The organism is Schaalia sp. JY-X159 (assembly GCF_014525425.1).
Lineage (GTDB): Bacteria > Actinomycetota > Actinomycetes > Actinomycetales > Actinomycetaceae > Scrofimicrobium.
In genome coordinates, this window is record NZ_JACEXI010000006.1 from 43786 (window position 1) to 68515 (window position 24730).

Genomic DNA, 24730 nt, shown 5'->3' on the forward strand with positions numbered 1-24730 from the left:
AACTGCGCTTGGGCAATGGGCACGCAACCTGATCGCCGTAAGACATCCGCTCTCCAACTACTGAAACAATAAGTCGGCGGCCTCGAAAGACCGCGATCTAGAGTCTACGGCTTGGCAAGAGTTCGATCAGTAGTGTTCATCACTAACGTGCAAAATTTGGGTGGAAGATATGTCACCCCAAACACCCTTCCGGACCAAGGTCACCGTTTGGTAACGAGAATGCGGTCAGCTGCCTCACTGTAGCTGGGGTCCACGCTGCAGCGAATCCCGCACTTGTCCCACCAGCTCTTCCCACAGGTCTTCCATGAACAGGGCTCCGACCAGCACACCCTCAGCCTCACTCACAACGCCCACAACGTGGCTCGAGGTTGTCTGCATCTGCCGCAGCGCGTCCTCGGCGCCCAGGTTTGAGGGGATGTACTCAAGGGAGCGGACTCTCCACGGAGGCAGCGGCTCACCACGTTCTTCCGGGGTCTGCGCATAGAGCACGTCTTTGAGGTGCACATAGCCGACAATCTGCCGGTCATCACCCCGGCCCTCGGTCACGGGGAAGCGCGAAAACCCTGTCTTCGCCACCATGGACTCCACGCTATCCGGATTGGCAGGCAGCGCGATGGTTGCAAGCTCGTCAAGCGGAATCATCAGGGCGTCCACAGTTGTCTCGGCAAACTCCAAGGTCCCGGCAAGCAACCCCAACTCATCACTGAGCTTGCCTTCCTCCCGCGACACTTCAACAATGTTCGCCACCTCTTGGACCGTGAATGTCGCCGCTATCTCAGACCTCGGCTCAAACCCAAAATGACGGATAAACCAGTTGGCTGTGTTGTCCATCAGGACCACGACGGGGCGCAACACGCGCCCAATTGCAACCAGTGATGGAGCAAGAGCTAGAAGAGTTACGGTGGACTTCGCGATCGAGAGGTTCTTCGGAACCATTTCACCGAAAACAACGTGGAGGAAGAGGACGATAAGCAACGCGACTACGAAAGCAATTCCGTGTGCAACATCCATGCCCAACCCAAAGGCGGACAGCGGGCGATAGATAAGGTGTGCAATGGCGGGCTCTGCAATCGCACCCAGAGATGTCGACATGACGGTGATGCCCAGCTGGCTTATCGCCAGCATGAGAGAGACGTGTTCGAGGGCGTACATCGCTTGCTTGGCACCGCGAACCCCGTCATTTGCCAACGGTTCCAGCTGGGAGCGACGCGAGGAAGTCACCGCAAACTCTGCTGCTACAAAGTAAGCGTTGACCAGGAGGAAGACAACTGTCAGGGACAGTCCGAGGACGGGACTCATTCGACGTCCCCCTCTTCCGCTTCTGTGCGGTTCGGATCCAACACCGGCGTGACATGAAGGCGTGTCACACGCCTCCCCTGCATGGCAACCACCTCCACGCTGACACCACCAACCGTGACCACATCACCGATCTCGGGAATCTCACCTAGCTCATTCATCACGAAGCCGGCCAGGGTCTCATAGGGCCCGTCCTCATCGACATATATGCCCGTCTGGGACGCGAGCTCATCGGGTCGCAACGTACCTGGCACCATGTATCCGCCGCGCGTCGTCGCCTTAATTCCTCGACGGCGTCGATCATGCTCATCGCTGACTTCGCCAACCACCTCTTCAACAACGTCTTCCAGTGTGACGATGCCCGAGGAAGACCCGTACTCATCCACAACAACAGCCATCTGTACACCGTCACGCAACTCAACCAGAAGTGGCAAGATTCCTACCGATTCGGGCACCTGGTCTGCCGCAATAGACACCGACCGGGACGACACCGACACATCGCCGCGTCGATCATGCGGGATAGCGATTGCGCGCCGCAACAACGCAATGGAAATGAAGTCTTCCCCGTCCTTGTCCATGACTGGGAAGCGGGAATGACCTGTTTCCCTGGCGAGGTTGACAAGGTCGGCCGCCGTTGCGTCCTCGGGCAGCGACTTGACCCGGCCACGATCAGTCATGACGTCGATGGCCGTGAGGGACTCCATCGAGACGGATCTTGTAAATAGCTCTGCCGTGTCCTCATCAAGAGTTCCCTCATCAGCGGAGTGTCGCACAAGGGCGGCCAGCTCAGAGGCAGAACGCGCACTCGAGAGCTCCTCCACCGGTTCGACACCGAACCGGCGAAGTATCGCGTTGGCGGTTCCATTGAGCAGGCGAATGAGGGGGGCGAACAGCCAGGTAAACACCAACTGGGCCGGGGCTGTCAGACGCGCGGTGCGCAATGGTTCCGCAAGCGCCATGTTCTTCGGGACGAGTTCGCCGAACAGCATTGAAAACACGTTGACGATAATCACGGAGGCCAACGCACCTAACGTGGCTGCCAGCGCAATAGAGACACCCAGGCCAGTCAGAGAAGAGCTGAACATTCGCACCAGCGCTACCTGGGTCGTGTAGCCAAGCAGGATGGTTGTGAGAGTGATACCGACCTGCGCCCCAGACAACTGGGTTGATAGAGATTTGAGGGCTCGTAGCACCCTGTTGAGCCGCTTGTCCCCGCCGGTTACTTTGCGTTCTACAGACGCGGGGTCCAGGGCGACCAGTGAGAACTCTGCAGCCACAAAAATTGCTGTGCCCAGAGTGAGGAGGATTCCGAGGAGGACGTAGAGGAGGTCAACGAGTGCCGAGGGCATAATAATAACACTATATAAGGCACCGGCCTCGGTGCGAATAGGGCACATGCAACAACTATTGGCGTGGTTGCTCCAAGACTTAAGTCCGGTACGTGCCTACACTTGGAAGTCGAGCGATCCACCTCTAGTCGAAGGAGCCTTTGTGGTAAGCAGCAGGGATGATGGCTTAGGCCCAAACGACTGGTACATCTCAAACATGTACGAGCAGTTCGTAACCAATCCAGAGTCGGTTAACGATGAGTGGCGAGCATACTTTAAGGCCTATCCCGAAGTGGGGTTGCGCGCAGCTGCCACAACTGAGGCGAACCGCGATGCTCAGATCATTGCAGAAGCTATCACGCCCTCGGCGGAACAGTCCTTCAGCGCGGAAGACAACAACCCGGGTCTCCCTTCGCCGCAAGGTCCGCCGCGCAGCGAGCAGCCAAACCTAGAGAACGTTACGCGGTCCGACCTTCCACCAGCGCCGCCCACCAGGGTTCGCGAAGCCACTTCTCCCTACACCCGCTCCAGCGATGCCGCTTCGGCCGCTTGGGGGGATGTGGATGCGACAGGGAAGGATCGAACCGAACTCATTCGCGGCGTGGGCCGGTCGATCGTGAAGAACATGGAGTCATCCCTGGGGGTACCCACAGCAACCTCCGCTCGTGAGATCCCTGCGAAGCTAATGATTGAGAACCGTGCGGTCATCAACGCCCATCTCGACCGTACTGTTGGCGGCAAGATCTCTTTCACCCACCTCATCGCGTACGCCCTCGTCGAAGCACTGGTCGAGATGCCGTCGATGAACGTTCGTTACGTGGAAAAGGACGGGAAACCGCACATCGAACACCTAGCCCACGTTGGGCTCGGACTGGCGATTGATGTTCCGCGCGAGGATGGTACAAGGTCGCTACTGGTGCCGGTTGTGCGCAATGCGGACACACTAACTTTCCCACAGTTTGTGGCAGCAATGAATGACCTGGTTGCCAGGGCGCGAACCGGCGATCTCACCGCTGGAGACTTCCAGGGCGCTTCCGTATCGCTAACCAACCCGGGAACGATTGGGACCACCTTCTCCGTTCCTCGTTTGATGACAGGCCAGGGCGTCATTATTGGTATCGGTGCGACCGACTATCCGGCGGAATGGTCTGGAGCCCCAACGGAACGGCTGGCCGACCTCGGGGTCGGAAAGATCATGTATGCCACCTCAACCTACGATCATCGAGTGATCCAAGGTGCCGCATCGGGGGCCCTCCTCAAGGTACTTTCTGCTCGCTTGCGGGGCGAGGACGGATTTTACGACCGTATTTTCGATGCACTGCAGGTCCCATATCCGCCGTACCGCTGGGAGCGGGACCTGATCTATGACTCGGCAGCTGAGAAAGGCAAGCAAACCCGCATTGCGGAGCTGATCCACGCCTATCGCTCACGGGGCCACCTGGCGGCCGACACCGACCCCCTCGCCTACCGTGTGCGTCGCCATCCCGACCTAGAGCTGCGTCGCTATGGGCTGACCTTCTGGGATCTCGATAGGGAGTTCCCAACAGGGGGCTTCGGAGACGCACCAAGCATGAGGCTGCGCGATCTCTTGCGCCGACTCCGTGACACGTACACACGGTCAGTCGGGATCGAATACATGCACATTCAGGACCCCACCCAGCGCACTTGGGTGCAGTCTGAAGTGGAGGCGCCCTATCAGAAGCCTTCTCCAAGGGAACAGCGTGAGATCCTTTCGACACTGGTCCGCGCGGAGGCCTTCGAGGCGTTTCTACAGACGAAATACACGGGTCAGAAACGGTTCTCCCTCGAGGGTGGAGAGTCTCTAATACCGTTCCTCAACGCGGTACTGACCGACGCAGCCAACACTGGTCTCTACGAAGTCACGATTGGTATGGCTCACCGGGGCAGGCTCAATGTTCTGGCCAACATCGCGGGGAAGTCCTACTCGCAGATCTTCTCGGAGTTTGAAGGTAGTCCACATCTACGCGGCACAGAGTCCTCCGGCGACGTCAAGTACCATCTGGGCACAGAGGGTTTCTTCAGAGCGGGCGACGGAGTTGGTACGCGCGTCTACCTCGCTGCGAACCCTTCGCACCTTGAAGCTGCTGACGGGGTGCTGCTCGGTATCAGCCGGGCTATGGAAGACCGTTTGAATGAGCCCGGCTTCCCAGTCATGCCCGTCCTCGTCCATGGTGACGCTGCGTTCATTGGGCAGGGCGTCGTCTACGAATGCCTCAACATGAGTCAGCTCAGCGGATTCAAGACGGGTGGTACCCTGCACGTCATCGTCAATAACCAGATAGGTTTCACGACGGGGCCGACTTCGGGGCGGTCGACCCGCTACCCGACAGACTTGGCCAAGGGCCTACAGATCCCTATCTTCCATGTCAACGGTGACGATCCGGAAGCCGTTGTTCGCGTGGCAACACTCGCGTTCAAGTACAGGGAAGAGTTCAACAAGGACGTCCTCATCGACCTCGTCTGTTACCGACGTCGCGGTCACAACGAGGGCGACGACCCTTCAATGACACAGCCTGTGATGTACGAGATGATCAACTCGCTTCCCTCAACCCTAGAGGTCTATACCAGCAACCTAGTTGGTCGTGGTGACATCACAATTGAGGAGGCGAGGACGGTAACCGCGGAGTTTGAAACTGAGCTCGGCAAGATTCTTGAGGAGACTCGTTCGCGCGGTGGTCTGCCCGATCCCTCAGAAAGGTCCAACACCGACGTCAAGGACCGAGTCCAAGAGCGCTATGGTCTGGAGGTTCCAGAGTCTCAAAAGCCGGGTGCGGGCATGATGATCGGTTGGGAAACCGCGGTCACAGCAGAGCAGCTGGAACGAGTCGGAGAGGCATACAACGCATTCCCCGAGGGTTTCACCCCCCACAAGAAACTCCGTCAACTGAGCGAACGTCGACTCGCTATGTCGAAGGGTGAAGCGCCAATCGACTGGGGCTTCGCCGAGCTGTTGGCATGGGGCACGATGCTGATGGACGGGACGCCTGTTCGCGTCACAGGTCAGGACACGAGACGCGCAACCTTTGTTCAGCGCCACGCAGTGCTCCATGATCAAAGTGACGGACGGGAGTTCACTCCCCTGGACTTCCTCACTGAAGACCAGGCGAAGCTCTCCATCTACGACTCCCCTCTTTCCGAATACGGGCCACTGGCATTCGAGTACGGCTACTCGGTTGAACGTCCGGAGGTGTTCGTGGCTTGGGAGGCACAGTTCGGCGACTTCGCCAACGGAGCGCAAACAGTAGTTGACGAGTTCATCTCTTCAGCCGAGCAAAAATGGGGCCAGGCCTCATCTGTGACACTGTTGCTTCCACACGGCTACGAAGGCCAAGGCCCTGACCACTCTTCCGGAAGGATTGAGCGCTACCTGCAGTTGGCTGCCGAAGACAACATGTGGATTTGCCAGCCTTCCACCCCGGCGAATCACTTCCATTTGACGCGCCACCAGGCGTACCGTCGACCGCGAACCCCTCTGATTGAGTTCACCCCCAAGCAGCTGCTGCGCCTGTCGGCAGCGATCTCTTCGGTTGATGAATTTACTTCGGGGACTTTCCTTCCCGTAATCGGAGAGGTAAGCAGGGACGTGGGCCAGAACGCCAGCGGCGTGCGCAGGGTCCTGGTTTGCTCCGGGCGTATCTACTATGACCTGATCAAGGAACGCGACGCGCAAAATCGCACGGATGTCGCAGTTGTGCGGTTGGAGCAGTTCTATCCTCTGGCGACCTCGGAACTGGCTGAGGCACTCGCTCCATATGAGAACGCCGAGGTCGTCTGGGTTCAGGACGAGCCGGAGAACCAGGGGGCCTGGTTCTTCTTGGCGATGAACTTGTTCCCCCGCCTTGGGCTGCTACCCAACTTCAGTGGCCTGGCAGGAGATCTACCTTCAGTTCGGGTCATATCGCGGCATGAAGGAGCATCGCCAGCTACGGGGTTGTCATGGCGCCACCAAGAGGAACGAGCCGCTCTCTTGACGGAGGCCTTCGCGTAGCGCACCCGTAGCCGCTGGTGAACTCAATGCAGCGGGTATGCCAACGGCCCACGAGTTTTCGTGGGCCGTTACAATCTCACAGAGATCGAAAGATCAGCTGTTTGGGCGCTTACCGTGGTTCGCTGCCTTCTTGCGACGATCACGACGCTTCCGTCCTCGCGTACTCATATCCAAATCCTTCCGTCTGTACCCTTCTGGGTGCACAACACTGCTAATAATCGCACATCTGGGGCGCAGTACATAAGCCTGAAGCCGAGGTTTCACTCACGGTTTGCGGATTTGGCGGTCCAGTTTGCGCCACCGCACTACTCGCTCTGCCCACACTCCGTCTGAATTCGAAGGATGATCCGTGCCCGCAGCTCCGGAGGTGGCGACACGCAGAGGCATTCCCGTAGCACGGTGACGACCTCAACCTCACTGATCCAGCTGTCACAATCTTCAGCGCAAGATTCCTGATCACACATTCTTTGCCTCCGTCCCGCTGGTTACCTTGCCATCAGTCTGGTTTAGTCCCCTGGCCGCTGTAATCTCTCGCAGGCGGATTCTTCCGCGATGGATACGACTCAGCACCGTGTTCTGGGGAACGTCCATAAGTTCCGCAATTTCTTTGGTGGTCAGGCCCATAACGTCTGCCAGATACACTGAAGTTCGCTGGTTCTCCGGGAGCGAACCCAGAAGCGAGTAGGCCTCATCCCGCTCAAAATGCTTGAGTGCCTCGCTTTCTGCAGAGGGCGCGTACGCGCGACTCACCGCCCCACCTTCTGAAGCATCTCCGGTGCCCGCACCGCCTTCGGCATCGCTACGCAACTGCCAGTCCTGGGGTAGGGGTTGCCCAATGTGGTTGAGGTCGCGCGATGATTTGCGATAGTTCGAAATGAACGTGTTGGTCAAGATGCGGTACAGCCATGCACGCACATTGGTCCCAGATTCGAAAGTGTCAAAGGCCAGAAACGCCTTTAGGAACACCTCCTGCGTCAGGTCCTCTGCGTCAGCAGGGTTCCTGGTCAGCGCGAGGGCGCCCCCGTAGATTTGATCCAGGAATGGCAGGGCTTCGGCCTCAAACCGCTGATCTGAGTCCGAGGACGCAGGTCTCGCTTTCACTTCCACCCCGAATCCTCTCTCAACGCCGCCTGCTCTGTGATCCGTAGTGGCAAAACGTCTCTATTTTGAGCACAATGCTAACCAACACCCATATTCTGTGCTCGAGTCTACGCCCACAGCCCAATGACCTTGGAGGTCGAGTGACTATAAGTAACGCTGGTGGCGACGAGTATTGGCCCGCTCCCACGCCAAGCGGACCAGTGAATGCGACCGTCCTGCTACCCGGATCGAAATCGCAAACGTCACGCGCATTTGTAATTGGCACGATCGCCCAGAATCCAACGAAGATCTCGGGCGCCCTCGCCTCCCGGGACACCTACCTGGCGGCAAAGGCGATGGTCGCACTCGGCGCAGAGTTTGTTTTCGAGGACGATCCCCGCTCCCTCACCATCATGCCGGCATCCCGACTGCGTGGCGGGTCAACGATTGACTGCGGGCAGGCGGGCACCGTCATGCGTTTCGGTTCGGCGCTGGCGGCATTCGCGGACGGAAAAACCACCCTGGTCTGCGACCCGTCAGCCGAGTCACGACCGATCACCCCACTCATGGACTCCCTGCAGGCGCTGGGAGCACGAGTCAAATACGGCAAACGCAAGGGCTTCCTGCCGGTGACCATCACGGGTATTCCTGCCCGTAAGAAAAAGGCCACATCCACAAAGTGCGACGGAAGCGACCAGGTTGGTATCGATACCTCCAGTTCTTCGCAATACCTCTCAGCCCTACTGCTCGCATCCCCCCTCATCTCCAAACCCACTGTGCTCCGTGCGGAAGGTCGTCTGCCGTCATGGCCCTATGTCGCAATGAGCCTTGACATGCTGGCTGAGCAGGGTGTCGATATCCAGAGGACCACTTCTTGGAGCTGGAAGACAGACCCAACCCGTCCCGCGGGTAACCCCATCCAGATCGAGCCTGACCTTGCCAATGCCGGACCTTTCTTAGCGGCCGCCCTGCTTTGCGGGGGAACCATCACGATTGAAGACTGGCCCGCCCATACGGATCAGGTTGGCAAGTACTGGGTGGAGCTCCTCCCCCAGTTTGGTGCCACAGTGGCCCTCAGCGCTCAGGGACTTACGGCAAGTGCCCCGCTTGGGTTGACTTGGCCCGGCCTCGACCTCGACATGGGGGCGTATGGCGAGCTGGCACCAACGGTGGCCGCCCTCTGCGTCTTCGCCACATCACCGTCAACCCTGCGCGGAATCGGCCACTTGCGAGGTCACGAAACTGACCGTCTTGAGGCGATGGCCACTGAGATACGACGCCTCGGCGCCAATGCCCGTGTCATGCGCGATGGTATCCACATCATCCCCGCACCAACGCATAGTGCGGACATACAGACTTATGAGGACCATCGCATGGCGACATTCGGCGCCATCGTGGGCCTCCGCACGCCTGGGTGCAGGGTTGCAAACATCGGAACCACCGCAAAGACACTCCCAATGTTCACCGCGCGCTGGCATGCGATGCTCCAGGGCGCCGACTCTCCCAGCACATTGACCATGGCGGAGGTCTTCGCGAACCCGGCGCTGATTTCGGGGGCAGAGTAGTCTCGACATCAGACCAGATCAACCGGGGCGAACCCATCTGCCTCACTCGGCGAGAAAAGGAACGGCGTGGCCAGACTCGATACGGGAACTGATGATGAACGCGTCCGCGTCCGACCGACAAAAGGTTCCCGTCCTCGAACCAAACGCAGACCGGACTATTCAGCGCGTCCCCTGGGCCGCGTTGTAGCCGTCGACCGAGGGCGGTTTGCCGTATCCACATCTTCAGGCCCGCTGCTGCAGGCGGTGAAGGCCCGCGAGATTCCGCGGGGCGCAGTTGTCATTGGAGACTTTGTGCGCCTCACCGGCGACCTCAGCGGCCGGGTGGACACGTTGGCACGAATCGCGCACGTCGAGGAACGCACCAACGTCCTGCGACGCAGTCTCGAAGAGGCCGAAGACGGGCGTGGGGAAAAAATCATTGTCGCCAACACGGATCTCATGGTTATCGTCACCGCTTCTGCGAATCCGACACCTCGCGTGGGAATGGTGGAAAGGTGCCTGGTCGCAGCACGCGAAGCAGGTGTCCCAGCCCTTCTGTGCATGACGAAAACCGATCTCGCCGACCCTGGTGATTTCACGGCATTGTTTGACAGCTTCGATCTGGAGATCGTTACCGCAAACTTGGTGACAGGCGACGGCCTCGACAAGATAGCAACCCTGCTGAAGGGCCACTTCTCCGTCCTCATCGGTCATTCGGGGGTCGGTAAGTCGACTCTCATCAATGCCTTGATTCCAGGATTGGGGCGCAGTGTGGGTGAAGTCAATGTCGCGACGGGAAAGGGGCGCCACACCTCTACCAGTTCCGTGGCACTAGAACTCCCTAAGGGGGGATGGTTGGTTGACACGCCAGGTGTTCGATCCTTCGGCCTTGCCCATGCTGACGTCGAGGACGTTCTGGCGGTATTCCCCGACCTTGTGGCCGTAACTGAGTTCTGCCTGCCGAACTGTACGCACACATCATCGGAGGTGTCGTGCGCCCTCGATGAGTGGGTGGCACAGGCCGGACCGTTTGCAAAAGTTGGCGAAGCAGACGATTCGCTGCTAGCCCCTCAGCGCAGGGCGGGCATCGTGGCACGTGCGCGGACACTCATCGCCGGTCTCCCCCAGGACAACTGGTAGCACCTATCGACGCATCATCGCGGCTTCAGGGCTTCGATTGCAGCCTCATGAATGAGCCCATTGGAAGCGATTGCATTTCCGCCCCATGGGCCAGGTTCACCATCTAGCGACGTGAACCGTCCTCCGGCCTCCTGCACAATGGGAACCAACGCCGCCATGTCATACAGTGCCAGCTCAGGTTCTGCGGCAACATCAACGCTGCCCTCAGCAACCATCATGTAGCTCCAGAAGTCCCCAAATCCCCTTGTTCGCCAGCAGGACGCCTGAAAGTCGAGGAAGCTCCGTCCTCGTCCAGCTGCCAGCCAACCCTGCAGAGACGAGTACGAGAAGAATGCGTCATGGACATGCGCTACACGTGAGACCTGCAGTTGTCGTGACCTCATAAGTGACGTCCCTGCGAAAGCGCCCATACCTTTCGCCGCCCACCACCGACGCTTCAGAGCGGGAGCGGATACCAGTCCGACTACGACCTCGCCGTCCTCGACAAGGGCGATAAGTGTCGCCCATACCGGAACCCCTCGCACAAAGTTGCTGGTCCCGTCAATCGGGTCAATAATCCATTGCCGACTTGAGGAACCGCTTGTTCCACGTTCCTCACCGAGGACGGAGTCCCGTGACCGGGATGTGCCGAGCTGAAGGCGGATCTGGTCTTCCACGGCCTTATCGGCATCCGAAACCAACGTGTAATCTGGCTTTTCTTCCACGAGAAGATCATCCGCTTGGAAGCGGTTCATGCTCTGGTGGTCAGCCTGGTCTGCGAGGACGTGTGCTAGGCGGAGGTCGTCGATGTATCGTCGCGTTTGAGACATGTGTAGAGACTATCTTGATGGTGCCCGAATGAGGGCCAGACGCCCCCGGGCTGACTAGACTGCAACCATGGCCAGACGCTTCCTTATGTTCACGACGCGAATTTACGAGAAAGTTGCGATTTCGGAACGTCAAGCCATGCTCAAGTTCACGGGATTGCGCGACGATGAGCTTGTCAATGTCCGTCTTGAGCGGGATCCGTTCCCCGATATTAACTTGCAGCACTGGGACGGCATCATCATGTGCGGTTCCCACTTCGATGTGTCAGCGCCGGAAGACAGCAAGAGCCTGCGGCAACTCGACGTGGAGCAAAACCTGACGCGGCTTTCGGAAAGGGCCATCGCAGAAGATTTCCCGATTTTGGGGATCTGCTACGGCCTGGGGATTATGGCGCGCATGCTTGGCGGGAGCGTGAGTCCAGCCATTTCAGAGGACATTACGGCGCCGCAGTTGACCGTGACCCCGCAGGGTCGGGTCGATCCGATTCTCAATGGCATTCCGGATACTTTCCGCGCCTACGTCGGGCACCATGAATCGGTTGTCGAGCACCCACCGCAGATGGTGCCGCTAGTGACGGGCACGGTCGCCCCACTTCAGATGGCGCGCATTCGCAACAACATCTACCTGACGCAGTTCCATCCTGAACTAGATTTTGAAGGCATTTCGGTGCGCATCGACGTGTTTGAGGATCATGGCTACTATCCGAAAGAGGAACGGCCCAGGGTTGAGGAACGGGTGCGCGGCGTCGATGTGTCGCCAGCCCACCTAATCCTCTCCAACTTCGTCGACCGGTTTGGCACGAACGAGGGCGTCGCCTAAGTCAGTACGCTCGCTGATGTCGTACCACATCAGGGCCTCCTCAAAGAGCTGCCCTATTAGCAGGTCCGCCTCCTCTTGCGTCTGCGCCAAGAATAGCTGCGCGCATATCTCCCGCCCCCTTGTGTCGTCCGCATAAATCTCGTCGACCTGTTGCCAGGAACTGAAGCGTGCGTCCCGGGAGGGGAGGGCGCCCCCCACAACCAGCCGAGTGGGGGAGGATTGTTCTTCGCGCGCAAGGTGGAGAGACTCTAGCGCGGCATCATCCCGCGCATCCTCAGTTGTTTCCTCCCAGGTTGAATCTGGGGAAACATCCCTATCTTCAACGCAAATCGCATCGCGATTCGGTGGGGTCTGGGCAAGTAGTTCGGACGCTGTGAGCGCTAGATAGTGCTGCATGTGCCCAGCTTGCCACGGCCGAGGTACCCGCGTCTCTCATCTGCGACAAACTGCCGCTGACATGGGAACCTTTGCGAAGACCGGCGCAGTCATAGTGCAACTGTTCCATATCCTTTTCCATCAGACGTTATCCCCAAATTCTAAAAGAGGCTGGTTTCCACAGACAACGCTGTAATCTCTGCACCACTGTTGTTTGTCAGAGTACTAAGGAGCGTAGACACAACAGAATGGAAAGAGGTAGGTCAGTGATTACATCAACCGATTCACAGTCCCCAGGAATGCGGGACGACCGCAGAGGAACCGTTCAACGGCAAGCACGTAAAGCCTTGCTTCGTGAGCTTGCTGGGCTCCTGGTGTCCTTCGGCGCAGTGGCCATGGCGCTTCACCTTCAAGGCGTCGGCTCAGCTCAGTTTGCTTACGTGACGCTCGTCCTCGCGGTTCTTGCTGAGATCCTCTTCCTCTGGCGCTCCGTCTGGGCCGCGCTTGCACTAGTGGCAGTGAGTAGAACGCTACCTGGGCGGCTTCACCTAATCTTGGGCACGGCTGTGGCAACTTGGGGGACACGGTCCGCACGTCGGTCGGTTGCGGGCATCGCCACGACCACGGCCCTGGCGGGCACCCTATTCTCCGGCGCTGCGCTAGCGGATACGGGAACCACCACAGACACTACCGAATACCTGTGGAGCTCTTCTACGACCACCGCAGAATACGTACACCCCCTTGACACTGCTCTTTCGGGTGGGGTTCCCTCTAGGACGGCAGCCTCCGACAGTTCACCTTCAGCGAGTACAGACAGTGTCTTCCCAGGCTCGGGAGAGTTCGAAGCGGCACGTGAAACGGAGGTTGCGTCTCAACCTCCGGCTCAGAGACTTGAGCCAGCTTCCGATCTTCAGCAGATGCCACCTTCCACACCGTCTTTGACCGCGACTCCCCCGCCAATCTCCGATACGCTGTCCTCCCGACTCTCGACAAAGCCTTCGACGCGAGACATGTCCACACCGGTACTGCTTCCAAGTTCAAATGGTGATTCCGTCGACCTATCCACGGCATACACGGTTGCAGAGGGGGACTGTTTATGGGACATTGCGGCAACAATGCTCGGTGAAAATGCTTCAGACTCTGAGATTGACGCACTTTGGAGGGACATTTATGACGCAAATGAACTTGTCATCGGATCCGACCCCAACCACATCGAACCAGGAATGATCTTGGAAACTATCCCTCTTCCCGCATCTTCGTCGAAGTAGAAAACCATGCACACCCCAGAGCCAGCCAAGACCCTCCAGGTAGCCAGTTCTTCAGAACACCCCAACCGCACTGCCGGTCCTGCTCCCAGAACGCAAGTCAGGGGTCGGCCCTATGCACGTGCCATTCACATAGCGCCAACCCAACGCAGAACCGGTCACCCGAGCGATACAACACTGGCCGGGCTGCCCAGCCCCGAACAGTGGGCTCAACAGATTGCTGTGGCTGTCGTTGACGTCATTGCCGGGAGGAAGGACCCTCGAAGTCTTCAACGGTGGATGACAGCGGACGTTTACGGATACCTTCGCGCCAGCACTAGTGCCAGTACCAGTGCTTCTCGGGGTCGAGGCGGCTCACTTCCGGCCCTGGCGATGACGTCACGCATTTGTCCGGTCTCAAATGAGACATTCGAGTTTGCGGTAACGGTGTGGGATCAGAACCGAGCAAGGGCAGTTGCCGGACGCCTGGTAAGGCTGCGAGATCGATGGCAGCTTTGCGAGCTCGAAACACACTAGAGTCCAGGAAACGTAAAGCGGTTATCACGCGCGATCATCAATCACTGGGCCCCGCACTAACGGCGGGCAGCTACCCCTTCTTCTTGCCCTGAGCCCGTCGCTGTGCCCTGTTAAGTGTTTGGGCCCCTGCCGCCGCAGGTACCGCGGGCCCCCTGTTCGTTCCTGCCACTGGCTCTGACTGCTTGGCCGGTCCCTGCATGGTGAGCCTGTTAGGTACAGACTGACGTCCCACATCTCCCATGACGGTCTTGGGAGTCGATGCTTTTTTCTGAGCTTTGATCTGGCTCTTCGCAGGCTTCACTGCCTTCTTAGTCTGTGGAGCTCCACTGGCCTGGCCCGATGCCGCGGCTTCCACTGCTGCAGAGTTATCGCCACCTCCATTGGCAATCAGCTCCTCGCGCTGCTCATTAGCTTTCTCAAACTGGTAGTGGTAGGCAAAGAGTTGCTGGACTGATTCTTCGCGGATCCGTTCCATCATCGCTTGGAACATCTTCGAGGCTTCATCCTTGTATTCAACCAAGGGGTCACGCTGACCCATCGCACGAAGACCGATTCCTTCTTTCAGGTAGTCCACCTCGTAGAGGTGCTCGCGCCACAGGCGGTCAACCGTCGACAGCACGACGCGCCGTTGGAGTTCGTCGTTAGCAGAGTCACCCAGTTGAGAGATCGCAACGGGATTGGCGTCTAAGGCCTCAACAGCCGCGGCGTATGCAGCATGAATATCGCCCTGAAGCTCGAACTCCACATTCTCCCGCGTCAGATTCGCCCGTCCACCGTACTCAGCTTCCACGTCTTCAATGGACACAGACACGGGATAGTATCCACGTAGTTCTGTCCAGGCAGACTCCAGCTCCCAGTCAGCAGGGTCGTCGGCGACAGTGAACTGCCGGACGATGCCCGCAACCAGCTGGGACTGGAAGTGATCGATCTGCTCCGAGAGGTCTTCACCACGCATAACTCGCGCACGCTCATCGTAGATAAGTTCGCGTTGACCGGTCATCACATCGTCATACTTGAGGACGTTCTTGCGGATCTCAAAGTTGCGCGCCTCGACCTGGGATTGCGCTGATGCAATCGACCTGGAGACCATCTTTGACTCAAGCGGAACGTCCTCGGGATACGCACCCGAAGTCATGATTCGCTGTGCCATTCCGGAGTTGAACAGCCGCATTAAGTCATCTTCCATGGACAGGTAGAAACGCGACTCACCGGGGTCACCCTGACGCCCGGAACGACCACGCAGCTGATTGTCGATTCGCCTCGACTCGTGCCGCTCCGTTCCAAGAACGTAGAGCCCTCCGGCCTCAGCAACCTCATCGTGTTCTTCGGCGACGGCGCGGCGGGCATCCTCAAGTGCCTCAGCCCACGCCTCCCGGTACTCTTCCGGGTATTCCTCGGGGTCAAGCCCTCGACTCTTCAGGTTTGCCTGGGCAATAAACTCCGCGTTGCCACCAAGCATGATGTCGGTGCCGCGCCCAGCCATGTTAGTTGCAACGGTGACTGCACCTTTGCGTCCGGCCATGGCGACCACTTGGGCCTCCCGCTCATGTTCCTTCGCGTTCAGTACCTCAATAGGCACGCCCTTCTGCTTCAGAAGCGAGGCCACTTGCTCTGATTTCTCAACAGATGTTGTGCCAACAAGGACCGGCTGCCCCTTCTTGTGACGATCGACAATATCGTCGATGATCGCATTCAGCTTGCCCTGCATTGTCGGATAGACAAGATCCGCTTGATCTTTGCGGATCATCTCCCTGTGGGTGGGGATCGGAATGACACCGATCTTGTAGGTCGACGCAAACTCGGCCGCCTCAGTTTCGGCTGTACCTGTCATGCCAGCGCGAGACCCCTCGGGGTACAACCTGAAATAGTTCTGCAACGTCACTGTTGCCAGAGTCTGGTTCTCCGCCTTGATTTCAACGCCCTCTTTGGCTTCAATAGCCTGGTGCATTCCGTCGTTGTAGCGGCGTCCTGAAAGCACGCGGCCCGTGTGCTCATCAACGATCATCACCTCGCCACCCTGAACAATGTAGTTGTCGTCGCGGTGGTAGAGCTCTTTGGCCTTGATCGCGTTGTTCAGGAAGCCGATTAGCGGGGTATTTGCCGCTTCATAGAGGTTATCAACGCCCAGCTGATCCTCAACTTTTTCGATACCGGCTTCCAAGATGCCCGCATTGCGCTTCTTCTCATCAACTTCATAGTCGACATCACGCTGGAGTATCTGCGCGATCCGCGCGAACTCCTTATACCAGTGGTTGAGGTCACCCGCGGCCGGACCTGAGATAATGAGCGGAGTCCTCGCCTCATCGATGAGGATCGAGTCAACCTCATCCACAATCACGTAGTTGTGTCCACGTTGCACCATATCTTCGGGTCGCTGCGCCATGTTGTCGCGGAGGTAGTCAAACCCGAACTCGTTGTTGGTGCCATATGTGATGTCGCAACTGTAAACCTCATGGCGTTCAGCAGGAGTTTGCCCGGCAAGCACACACCCAACGGTGAGCCCCAGGAAGCGGTAGACGCGCCCCATCATCTCTGACTGGTACTCAGCCAGATAGTCGTTCACCGTAACGACATGGACGCCTTTTCCTTCGAGTGCGCGAAGGTATGCGGGCATCGTCGCCACAAGCGTCTTACCTTCACCGGTCTTCATTTCGGCGATGTTTCCTCCGTGGAGCGCAGCTCCACCCATCACCTGCACGTGAAATGGGCGCAAACGCAGTACGCGCCATGCTGCTTCACGTACCGTCGCGAAGGCCTCAACCATGAGCTCATCAAGAGTCTCGCCATCAGCAACCCGCTGCTTGAACTCTTCGGTCTTCCCGCGAAGCTCCTCGTCCGTTAGCTTCTTGAAATCCTCTTCGAGGGCGTCGACCTGGTCCGCTATACGGTCCAGACGCTTAATCTGGCGTCCCTCGCCAGCCCTGAGGATCTTGTCAATAATCGACACGGGTACTCCTTGATTTTGCCTACGACACCCAAGTTTTGGATTGCGGCGTGCCCTTCAGTTTACGCAACTTACACCCACAGTGTGGTGGGCCCCAAGCCATATCGGCATGGGGCCCACCACACATCATAGGTTGCGGCAATCACGTCCCGATAGAGACCGATGCGTTCTCTACTCCGCACCCTCCGGCATACGAGTGTTCAGTCTGAGGATGCCGTACGTCCACCCCTTGCGGCGGTACGCAACGCAAGGTTGCATCGTGTCCTTGTCGACGAAGAGGAAGAACGGGTGTCCGACAAGCTCCATTTGGTGCAATGCTTCATCCACGCTCATCGGCGGAGCCTCATGAACTTTCTGACGCACAATCACGGGAGAATCCCCCAATTGTTCTTCGCGCACCTCACCTGGTTTCAGATCCTGTGCGGAACGCAGCGCCCAATCTTCTGCATCGCGCAGATCCGCATCGACGCCCGGAGTGATCGGCTGGTCGAAGTTCGGGTCCGGCACACCGTCGTACTGGAACCGGCGATGATCCTTTACTCTGTCGCGCTGGCGACGCAGTCTTTCGAAGAGTTTTGCGCTAGCAAGGTCGACTGCCGAATATCGGTCAACTGAATCTGCCTCAGCCCGGATCACCGGGCCCTTCCCATAAACGGTTAGCTCTACGCGCTCTGCACTAGCGGCCAAGCGTGGGTTACGCTCACGCGTCAGAACCACATCAACCCGTTGCGCACGAGGATAGAACTGGGTGATTTTCTCGAGTTTACCCTCGACAAATTCACGGAAATTAGGATGAATGTCGGCATTGCGGCCGGTGACGACGATGTCCATGGGGATCCTCCAGGAGCCTTTGGAATGAATATGCACAGCAAGCACAATTTGCTTGCTTCTTGTAAAAAACCCTCCTTAAGCCAAATGAGCCGGGCTACCCTCTTGCCCACTGAGTGAACGAAAGAGAGTCCCTCAAGTCTACGTCACTGAGACGCCCTTCACATGCTGTCGGCGCTGAGCGAACGCCACAAGCTGACAGTCGAGTGATGTCAAGCGGCAGCCAAAGCAACTGCCATGACACCATGACCACCCAGTGCGTCGAGGACACCGCGCATAGTAGTTCCAGTGGTGACCACGTCGTCAACCACAACCGCAAGGCTTTGCTCCGGAGGTGGAATCACAATGTCCATTGCACCCAGTCGAGCGCTACTCCTGGATCCCGCTGACCTTCCGCTCTGTCCACCAACCCCACGGTGCAGCGCGACAGCTGGCACAACTACAACCCGGGCAACCAGTTCGCGGCGAACTCCTTCTGCCACCCCATCCGCTATCTTCGGAACAACTTCAGCTCTGCGCCGCCTGCGTGCGTGTGAGGACGGGGCGGGGACAATCCACAAGGGCGTGAGCATCGGCTGCTCAGCCACTGCCGCTAGGCGTTCACCCACAGCGCGCCCCAGGTGGGTTCCTGCCTCGAAGAGAAAATCTGAGTAGTCTCGATACCGATCATGCTTGGCGGTAAGGATGATGGAGCGAAGCACCCCGGCGTAGTCACCCAAGCACAGCAGCTCAGTTGTGGGGTACCCCGCAGCGTCCTCAATAATCTTAGAAGCAATCGGTTTTGTCGCAGTACCTCGACAATCCTCACATAGTTCGCTATCCCACTTTCCACACCCCCCACACTGGACCGGAAACAGGAGATTCTTCGCCCCCTGCAAAAGATCTGCTTGCCGTCTCATTGTGGAAGCATTGCGCGACGGACACCCCGGATCAACCGGCTCTCTCAGCGAATGTGGAAAGGACCGCCTTAGTCGCGTTGGGGATAGACCCGGACCTAGCTAGCCTGCGAAAGAAATCTCTTGGATAGAGTTGTCCAGTTCAATCCAGGCCGCACCGGCGCGTTGGAACGCTGTTCCATCCGGGCGTTGAACAAGCAGAGACCCCAGCGTTGAGCCCGCCGTAATTCTGGAGACATCCGGGGGTGCCGACAGAACCTGTGGCCACCCTCCTAGACTGAACACTTCAATTGTTGATTCTTCACCTTCTGGAACCAGGGCGGCAACAGTCGTCTCACCAACCCACGTCAATCCTTCAACAATCGGGGGGAAAAGGTCCAGCTCCGTGACAGCTTCGAAACTGTACTGAGCCTCCACATCGTTACGCCGAATCGTTGCGAGCCAAACTTGGGATCCCGCACCACCGCGGGTAAGCAACAGCGCCCTCGACCCATCAGGAGAGACCCGCACCGCCGCGACCTCCCCGTCGAACGGGACCGGAACTTGCAGAGGCTCCCGACCCGGCGCGACAGCCCAAACCACACCCGGTGAGTCTGTGGACGATACCCACACCACACCGAACCTATCGACTGAAGGCGCCGTAGCACCTGCGATGGGAGTATCACGCGGCTGTGCTGAACCAAGCGTCATTACCGCAAGGCGACCCGGTTCGCTGTTCACCCACGCCACTGGCGCACCCTCGACAGGACCAACCGCAGGGTTTTCCACCCCAACACCCGCCGCTTCCGGGTTGGCAACCTCTGTGGACAGTGACGTAGACCCAAGCACTACTGATCCATCAAGCAAACCAATAGCTCGATCCAGGCGATATGACGGACCGGAGGGGACGTCCGACTCATCAAGCTCAACACCATTGAGTCGAATCTCTACCGACTGAACAGAAGCCACCTGGGTGACGGTCTGGGAGATCTGCCAGATCAGCGCACTCCTTTCTGCTTCTGACGAAGAGGAGTTCCCCTCAAGGTCGATCATCGCGACTCTATCTTGCACTTCAACGCCTGCGGTTGGCATCGTCAAATCGGCTGCCAGGTCCCCAACGACGGCCGGGGCGAGGCTCTCAACAGGACCTTCGATCAACCCCTGCATCAGGTAGGCAGCCACACGCGAGCGGGGATACCACCGCGGATCTGGCACCAGGCCCGACAGGTCAGAAGAGGGGAAGAGGAGATTGACGTTCTGGTAGGCGTTCGTGAATGCTGACTGTGAGAGGATGACTCCGTCCGCCAACTCCGCGATGCGCCATTCCCCGTCCTCGTTCAACGTCAAAGTGAACTCCGTTGACACGGAGCCCGGGGTGACAGACACACTGAGGACGCCGGATTCGTTCACCGTACCCACCGTTGAGAGAGACAGTGAGACCTGAGCCGATTTGCCCTGCCTATCCTTCAGTTCGGGCGAGGGCGAAAAGTCAGAGGAAAACACAGCCACCTGCAGATTCGGTCGCCATGTCGCTGAGGCTTCCGGCTGCAAGTAGAGGCGCGCTGTCGCAAAGTCGTCATACATGCCGGCGGCAGTTGCTCGGAGGAAGTCTTCAACCAACAGCGTTGGGCTGGACCCCACCTGGGGAGCTGACCCGAACTGACGGACAGGATCACGCTGGGGCGCTTCAATTGCGAACTCATGGGGTTCACCAGTCTGCGGCAAAGATGAACAGGCAGAGGGTGCCAAGAGTGCTACGACCCCCAGACAACCCCAGAGAATCTTGCGCAGTCTCATGCGTGATCCTCCCAAACGATCAGCGGAAACTCGGTGACGGCACTCCCTGCTACGCGCGGCAGTGTTACGACGAAGGAGCTCCCGCGGCCCGGTTCACCCCAGGCATTGATTACTCCGTTGTGTAGAGTGACGTCCTCTTTTGAAATTGCCAGTCCCAAACCAGTGCCGCCGGTGCTGCGAGTTCGCGCGGGGTTGGCTCGGTAGAACCTGTCAAATACACGTCGCACCGTGTCCGCCTCCATACCGACGCCGTAGTCCCGCACTCGGATGGCCACGGAGGTCTTCCCTGCAGCAACGGTGACACGAACTGGCATTCCTTCTGAGTACTCACATGCATTGACCAGCAGATTGCGCACCACACGCTCGATACGAATTGCATCCACAGGCACTGAGCAACGTTCCGGCCGGGGCCCAAGTTGGACCTCAACGCCGAGGTGGTCAGCAAGCTCCGCGTTGGCGCTGACCACCTTCTCAACGAGGCTATAGATATCAGCGGACTCGGGGTCGAACTGGGCGGATTGGGCATCGTAGCGAGAGATTTCCAGAAGATCCGCAAGCATTTGCTCAAAACGTGCCACTTCGACGTGAAGGAGCTCCGCAGATCGCTTGGATGCGGGGGGAAGTGCATCCCGGTCATCAAAAATGACCTCATCCGCCATACGAATTGTTGTCATGGGGGTACGTAGCTCATGTGACACATCCGAGACAAAGCTCTGTTGGAGTTTTGACAACGAGTCGTAGTCGGTGATTTTGGATTGCAGGGACTCCGCCATGTCATTGAAGGTGGCCCCCAACTGTGCCATCTCATCACGACCGGAGACACGCAACCGACTTGAGAGATTCCCAGCCGCCAGGGATCGAGCCGCGCCCGCCGCCGCTCTGACAGGGCTCAGCAGCCTGTACACGAGGACGAAGGAGACCAGACCCATCAGAAGCAGGACGGGAACTGAGCCCACGGTGAAGACTTGAATAATCGAGGTCAACGTAGATTGTTCTTGCTCTAGCGAGTACACGACAAACATTTCATACGGACCCGCGGAGGGCACGTCGATCAGCGCCCCAACGACGATGCCAGGGATCGTGTCCGCGCCGTTTGCGAGGGCGACTGACTGCCAAAGTCCGACATCGTGAGCTAGTTCGTCGCGGATTCCCCCACCGATAACGGAAATGTACTCAGGATTCACATACTCGTTGATCCGAAAAGCTTCCGAGGAATCGGGAGAACGCAAGAGAAGGACCTCAACCGCCCCGGCACCCGCGGCGGACTCACGAATCGCGGTGAGGGTCTGCGTGACCGCGTCTTGAACCTGGTCGGTCGTGACTGCGGTGGATTGGTCAAGCGTGTTCTGGACCTGAGAAAATCGCACGGCGGCGTCGGCAAGAATCATGTCGCGCCTGGTTGAGAAGAGGTCGGAGCGCAATACGTTCGTTGCCACGAAGATAAACACCAGCAGGATCACCGTCAGGACCAGAGACAGTGTCACTGCGATCCGCAGAGACAGGGATCCCCCCAGGAACTCCCACATTCGTCGCCTGCTGGTTTGATCCCCTTCAAGAGGGTGAGCGCTAGTCTGTGAGCCAGCGTCACCAGCCTGAGTATCGCTCAAGACCCCGTGCCGGCACGGTATCCGACACCCCGCACCGTAATCACTAGGGAGGGACTCTCTGCATCGCGCTCAATCTTGGAGCGGAGCCTCTGGACATGCACGTTGACAAGGCGCGTGTCGGCCGCATGTCGGTAGCCCCATACCTGTTCCAGCAGTTCCTCCCGCGTGAAAACACGCCACGGTGCCCGCGCGAGGGCGACAAGGAGGTCGAACTCCAGCGGTGTCAGCGGGACCACTTCATCACCGCGGCGCACCTCATGTCGGGACTGGTCGATTGCGAGGTCGCCCAGCACCAACTGCTCTTCTCCGGCATCATTCTGACTTCGTAAGCGGGCACGAATCCGAGCAACCAGCTCTTTAGGTTTGAACGGCTTCGGGACGTAATCGTCAGCCCCCGCCTCAAGACCGGCAACAACATCCGCGGTATCCGACCTGGCGGTCAGCATGATGATGGGGACGTTTGAAACCTGTCGGATGGCCTCACAGATCTGGATTCCGCTGCGCCCCGGCAACATCACGTCCAACAACACCAAGTGCGGGTCGCAACTCTCAAACACTTCGAAGGCTTCCGCCCCATCGAAGCACTCAAAAACCTCAAACCCCTCGGCGCGCAAGACAATTCCAATCATCTCCGCAAGCGAGGCATCATCGTCGACAACTAAGATCCGTGGCGTCATAAAGTGATCGTCCCATGATCGTGGTCGCCTGTCACGTCCACAGACCGGCACAATAGAGATATGAGTTCTTACCCGAATACTCCGTGGCCCTCCGACCCGAACCAGGAACAGTGGGGTGGACCGGCTCAGCCGAAGCCTCCCGTGATACCGTTCCACCCGCTGAACCTGGGAAATCTCTTTGATGGTACCTTCGCAGCGATACGCTCGAACCCCAGAGTGATGTTTGCGATCTCCCTCGGCGTCATGGGAATCGTCGGCATGCTGTCAGGCATTGTTTCCGCCCTCGTACCCGAGACGAGCATCGACCAGGTGACATTTGGCAGTGACACTGAGTTCGCAGTCGGGGTGTCCGAGTTTTACCCGGCTGTTTCCGATCTGGGACTACAGGGGATCGTCGGACTCATCAGCGCTGGCGCCTCATTGCTTGTGACGGGGATGCTGGTCCTGTCTGTTACCAATGCTGTGGTTGGGATCAACCTTGATCTCAAGTCAACGTGGGAAGCTCTGAAGCCCCATTTCTGGCGTCTGGTTGGCACCGCGATTCTCGTTTGGTTGATTGTGGGCGTGGTTGCCGCAGTTATCTTGGCGGGTTCTAGCGGTGAGTGCAACACCCTGAGAATAGGAGGGTGAGTACGATGATTGGTTTTTCGGAGAGGTTGCTGCCGGAGGTAACGAACAGGATTTGGGCGTTACGTAAACAAGGACGTTCCGCTAAGGAGATTGGCCAGGTTGTGGGCTGGTCTGAGAGAGCAGTGCGGGGGTTCATTAGTGATCATGGGGGGATTGACCCTCGGAAGAAGACTCGTGCGAGGTCTTTGTCTTTTGAGGAACGTATTGAGATCCAGGCGTTGTGGAAGGCAAAGATGGGGATCCGAGCGATTGCCAGACAGTTGGATCGTTCCGCGTCAACGATTAGCCGGGAAATCAAACGGAATGGACACTTCCAGTGTGAACGATCAGCAACGCTGTCCTATAGTGCTACGCGCGCTCAGGTGGTTGCTTATGAGAGAGCCCGAAGACCAAAGCCCAGTAAACTTGCTACACAGCCTGAGTTACGCGCCTATGTTCAAGACCAGCTCACTTTGAGGCGATCTCCGGAACAAATTTGTGGGAGGTTGCGGCGGGATTTCCCAGACCGGCCGGAGATGCGAGTGTCACACGAAACGATTTACCAGTCGATTTATCTCTTGGCTCGAGGCGGTCTCAAACGTGACCTTGAAGTGCGGCTACGCACGGGTCGGAAGATTCGCCGTGCGAAACGTCGTAGTACTGAACGTGTGGGTCGTATCGCGAATATGGTCAATATTGTGGATCGTCCCGCCGAGGCTGATGATCGAGCCGTTCCTGGCCATTGGGAAGGGGACTTGATCATTGGTAAGGATGGGAAGAGTGCGATCGGGACCGTGGTTGAACGGCATTCAGGCTACCTGATCCTGGTATGGATGGATCCCACCAAGAATCGTGTCGAGGCACTCACTGACGGGCTGATCGCGAAAATGAAAGACCTCCCCGACGTGCTGCGTAAAACCCTGACCTGGGACCAGGGTAAAGAGATGAGTGCGCATCAACAGATCGCGATGGCTGCTGATCTCGACGTGTTCTTTTGTGACCCACACTCACCATGGCAAAGGCCCACCAATGAAAACACCAACGGGCTTCTCAGAGAATACTTCCCCAAGGGCACTGACCTGAGTATCCACAGTCAGGCTGACCTAGACTATGTAGAGTGGGAAATGAATGACCGACCACGGAAGCGGCTCGATTTCCTAAAGCCCGCCGAAGTGATTGAAGAAATCCTGTTGCACTGACCCCTAGAACCCGCC

The 24730-nt window shown here is 58.2% G+C and carries 20 protein-coding genes; 8 read left to right on the forward strand and 12 right to left on the reverse strand.

What is annotated here, in order from left to right:
- Window positions 1-234: 234 nt before the first annotated feature.
- Together IDL90_RS09980 and IDL90_RS09985 are read right to left on the reverse strand one after the other, a co-directional pair.
- Entirely contained in the window at window positions 235-1299 is a 1065-nt protein-coding gene (locus tag IDL90_RS09980) for a hemolysin family protein (RefSeq protein WP_182141845.1), read from the reverse strand.
- Window positions 1296-2645 carry a hemolysin family protein gene (locus IDL90_RS09985; protein ID WP_187994404.1) on the reverse strand — a complete coding sequence of 450 codons (1350 nt, stop codon included), beginning with the start codon at window positions 2643-2645 and terminating at the stop codon, window positions 1296-1298. Before IDL90_RS09985 ends, IDL90_RS09980 begins: the two co-directional genes overlap by 4 nt.
- 142 nt (window positions 2646-2787) lie before the next feature.
- Here IDL90_RS09985 and IDL90_RS09990 point away from each other — a divergent pair, with 142 nt between their 5' ends.
- Window positions 2788-6633: a multifunctional oxoglutarate decarboxylase/oxoglutarate dehydrogenase thiamine pyrophosphate-binding subunit/dihydrolipoyllysine-residue succinyltransferase subunit gene (locus IDL90_RS09990; RefSeq protein ID WP_316930276.1), complete on the forward strand. Its 3846-nt coding sequence runs from the start codon at window positions 2788-2790 to the stop codon at window positions 6631-6633.
- 93 nt (window positions 6634-6726) lie between these two features.
- Here IDL90_RS09990 and IDL90_RS11900 read toward each other — a convergent pair whose 3' ends face one another.
- Together IDL90_RS11900 and IDL90_RS09995 are read right to left on the reverse strand one after the other, a co-directional pair.
- The gene (locus IDL90_RS11900; RefSeq protein ID WP_398397221.1) at window positions 6727-6801 is read right to left on the reverse strand and encodes a 50S ribosomal protein bL37; all 75 of its coding nucleotides are present in this window, start codon (window positions 6799-6801) and stop codon (window positions 6727-6729) included.
- A gap of 288 nt (window positions 6802-7089) precedes the next feature.
- Window positions 7090-7734, reverse strand: coding sequence for a sigma-70 family RNA polymerase sigma factor (locus IDL90_RS09995; protein ID WP_187994406.1), 645 nt, complete (start codon window positions 7732-7734; stop codon window positions 7090-7092).
- 140 nt (window positions 7735-7874) lie between these two features.
- On the opposite strand from IDL90_RS09995, the gene aroA reads away from it, so the two are divergent.
- Together aroA and rsgA are read left to right on the forward strand one after the other, a co-directional pair.
- Window positions 7875-9278, forward strand: a complete 1404-nt coding sequence (gene aroA / locus IDL90_RS10000; RefSeq protein WP_182141841.1) for a 3-phosphoshikimate 1-carboxyvinyltransferase — start codon at window positions 7875-7877, stop codon at window positions 9276-9278.
- A 66-nt stretch (window positions 9279-9344) separates the two neighbouring features.
- Window positions 9345-10397: a ribosome small subunit-dependent GTPase A gene (gene rsgA, locus IDL90_RS10005; RefSeq protein ID WP_182141840.1), complete on the forward strand. Its 1053-nt coding sequence runs from the start codon at window positions 9345-9347 to the stop codon at window positions 10395-10397.
- Window positions 10398-10411: 14 nt separating this feature from the next.
- Here the strand turns inward: rsgA and hisN are convergent, their stop codons facing one another.
- The gene (hisN, locus tag IDL90_RS10010) at window positions 10412-11206 is read right to left on the reverse strand and encodes a histidinol-phosphatase (RefSeq protein ID WP_182141839.1); all 795 of its coding nucleotides are present in this window, start codon (window positions 11204-11206) and stop codon (window positions 10412-10414) included.
- Between the two features lie 67 nt (window positions 11207-11273).
- On the opposite strand from hisN, the gene IDL90_RS10015 reads away from it, so the two are divergent.
- Window positions 11274-12023 carry a glutamine amidotransferase-related protein gene (locus IDL90_RS10015; protein WP_182141838.1) on the forward strand — a complete coding sequence of 250 codons (750 nt, stop codon included), beginning with the start codon at window positions 11274-11276 and terminating at the stop codon, window positions 12021-12023.
- Here IDL90_RS10015 and IDL90_RS10020 read toward each other — a convergent pair.
- Entirely contained in the window at window positions 11970-12419 is a 450-nt protein-coding gene (locus IDL90_RS10020) for a hypothetical protein (protein WP_187994407.1), read from the reverse strand. The two genes, IDL90_RS10015 and IDL90_RS10020, sit on opposite strands and share 54 nt — an antisense overlap.
- A 245-nt stretch (window positions 12420-12664) precedes the next feature.
- On the opposite strand from IDL90_RS10020, the gene IDL90_RS11740 reads away from it, so the two are divergent.
- Together IDL90_RS11740 and IDL90_RS11905 are read left to right on the forward strand one after the other, a co-directional pair.
- Window positions 12665-13666 (forward strand): LysM peptidoglycan-binding domain-containing protein, encoded by a 1002-nt coding sequence (locus IDL90_RS11740; protein WP_182141836.1) that lies wholly within the window; start codon window positions 12665-12667, stop codon window positions 13664-13666.
- A 6-nt stretch (window positions 13667-13672) separates the two neighbouring features.
- Window positions 13673-14179, forward strand: coding sequence for an Rv3235 family protein (locus IDL90_RS11905; protein WP_223175172.1), 507 nt, complete (start codon window positions 13673-13675; stop codon window positions 14177-14179).
- A gap of 70 nt (window positions 14180-14249) precedes the next feature.
- Here the strand turns inward: IDL90_RS11905 and secA are convergent, their stop codons facing one another.
- From secA to mtrA, 6 genes are all read right to left on the reverse strand, one after another.
- Complete coding sequence (gene secA / locus IDL90_RS10030; RefSeq protein WP_182141835.1) at window positions 14250-17126, reverse strand: preprotein translocase subunit SecA; 2877 nt, start codon at window positions 17124-17126, stop codon at window positions 14250-14252.
- Window positions 17127-17294: 168 nt separating this feature from the next.
- Window positions 17295-17954 carry a ribosome hibernation-promoting factor, HPF/YfiA family gene (gene hpf, locus IDL90_RS10035; RefSeq protein WP_182141834.1) on the reverse strand — a complete coding sequence of 220 codons (660 nt, stop codon included), beginning with the start codon at window positions 17952-17954 and terminating at the stop codon, window positions 17295-17297.
- 209 nt (window positions 17955-18163) lie between these two features.
- Window positions 18164-18850: a phosphoribosyltransferase family protein gene (locus IDL90_RS10040; protein WP_182141833.1), complete on the reverse strand. Its 687-nt coding sequence runs from the start codon at window positions 18848-18850 to the stop codon at window positions 18164-18166.
- 99 nt (window positions 18851-18949) lie between these two features.
- On the reverse strand, window positions 18950-20623 hold the full coding sequence (locus tag IDL90_RS10045) for a GerMN domain-containing protein (protein WP_187994408.1): 1674 nt from the start codon (window positions 20621-20623) through the stop codon (window positions 18950-18952).
- Window positions 20620-22230 (reverse strand): MtrAB system histidine kinase MtrB, encoded by a 1611-nt coding sequence (gene mtrB, locus IDL90_RS10050; protein ID WP_262509022.1) that lies wholly within the window; start codon window positions 22228-22230, stop codon window positions 20620-20622. Before mtrB ends, IDL90_RS10045 begins: the two co-directional genes overlap by 4 nt.
- Window positions 22227-22907, reverse strand: coding sequence for an MtrAB system response regulator MtrA (mtrA, locus tag IDL90_RS10055; protein WP_187994409.1), 681 nt, complete (start codon window positions 22905-22907; stop codon window positions 22227-22229). Before mtrA ends, mtrB begins: the two co-directional genes overlap by 4 nt.
- A 60-nt stretch (window positions 22908-22967) precedes the next feature.
- On the opposite strand from mtrA, the gene IDL90_RS10060 reads away from it, so the two are divergent.
- Together IDL90_RS10060 and IDL90_RS10065 are read left to right on the forward strand one after the other, a co-directional pair.
- Window positions 22968-23537 carry a hypothetical protein gene (locus IDL90_RS10060; RefSeq protein WP_187994410.1) on the forward strand — a complete coding sequence of 190 codons (570 nt, stop codon included), beginning with the start codon at window positions 22968-22970 and terminating at the stop codon, window positions 23535-23537.
- On the forward strand, window positions 23534-24715 hold the full coding sequence (locus IDL90_RS10065) for an IS30 family transposase (protein WP_259349513.1): 1182 nt from the start codon (window positions 23534-23536) through the stop codon (window positions 24713-24715). Before IDL90_RS10060 ends, IDL90_RS10065 begins: the two co-directional genes overlap by 4 nt.
- The last annotated feature ends 15 nt before the right edge of the window (window positions 24716-24730 follow it).

What these genes read in the sequence shown, in the direction of transcription:
- IDL90_RS09980 (WP_182141845.1), bottom strand. Translation starts at nt 1,299, where the DNA reads ATGAGTCCCGTCCTCGGACTGTCCCTGACAGTTGTCTTCCTCCTGGTC.
- IDL90_RS09985 (WP_187994404.1), bottom strand. Translation starts at nt 2,645, where the DNA reads ATGCCCTCGGCACTCGTTGACCTCCTCTACGTCCTCCTCGGAATCCTC.
- hisN (WP_182141839.1), bottom strand. Translation starts at nt 11,206, where the DNA reads ATGTCTCAAACGCGACGATACATCGACGACCTCCGCCTAGCACACGTC.
- IDL90_RS10015 (WP_182141838.1), top strand. Translation starts at nt 11,274, where the DNA reads ATGGCCAGACGCTTCCTTATGTTCACGACGCGAATTTACGAGAAAGTT.
- IDL90_RS10020 (WP_187994407.1), bottom strand. Translation starts at nt 12,419, where the DNA reads ATGCAGCACTATCTAGCGCTCACAGCGTCCGAACTACTTGCCCAGACC.
- IDL90_RS11905 (WP_223175172.1), top strand. Translation starts at nt 13,673, where the DNA reads ATGCACACCCCAGAGCCAGCCAAGACCCTCCAGGTAGCCAGTTCTTCA.
- hpf (WP_182141834.1), bottom strand. Translation starts at nt 17,954, where the DNA reads ATGGACATCGTCGTCACCGGCCGCAATGCCGACATTCATCCTAATTTC.
- IDL90_RS10040 (WP_182141833.1), bottom strand. Translation starts at nt 18,850, where the DNA reads ATGAGACGGCAAGCAGATCTTTTGCAGGGGGCGAAGAATCTCCTGTTT.
- IDL90_RS10045 (WP_187994408.1), bottom strand. Translation starts at nt 20,623, where the DNA reads ATGAGACTGCGCAAGATTCTCTGGGGTTGTCTGGGGGTCGTAGCACTC.
- mtrA (WP_187994409.1), bottom strand. Translation starts at nt 22,907, where the DNA reads ATGACGCCACGGATCTTAGTTGTCGACGATGATGCCTCGCTTGCGGAG.
- IDL90_RS10060 (WP_187994410.1), top strand. Translation starts at nt 22,968, where the DNA reads ATGAGTTCTTACCCGAATACTCCGTGGCCCTCCGACCCGAACCAGGAA.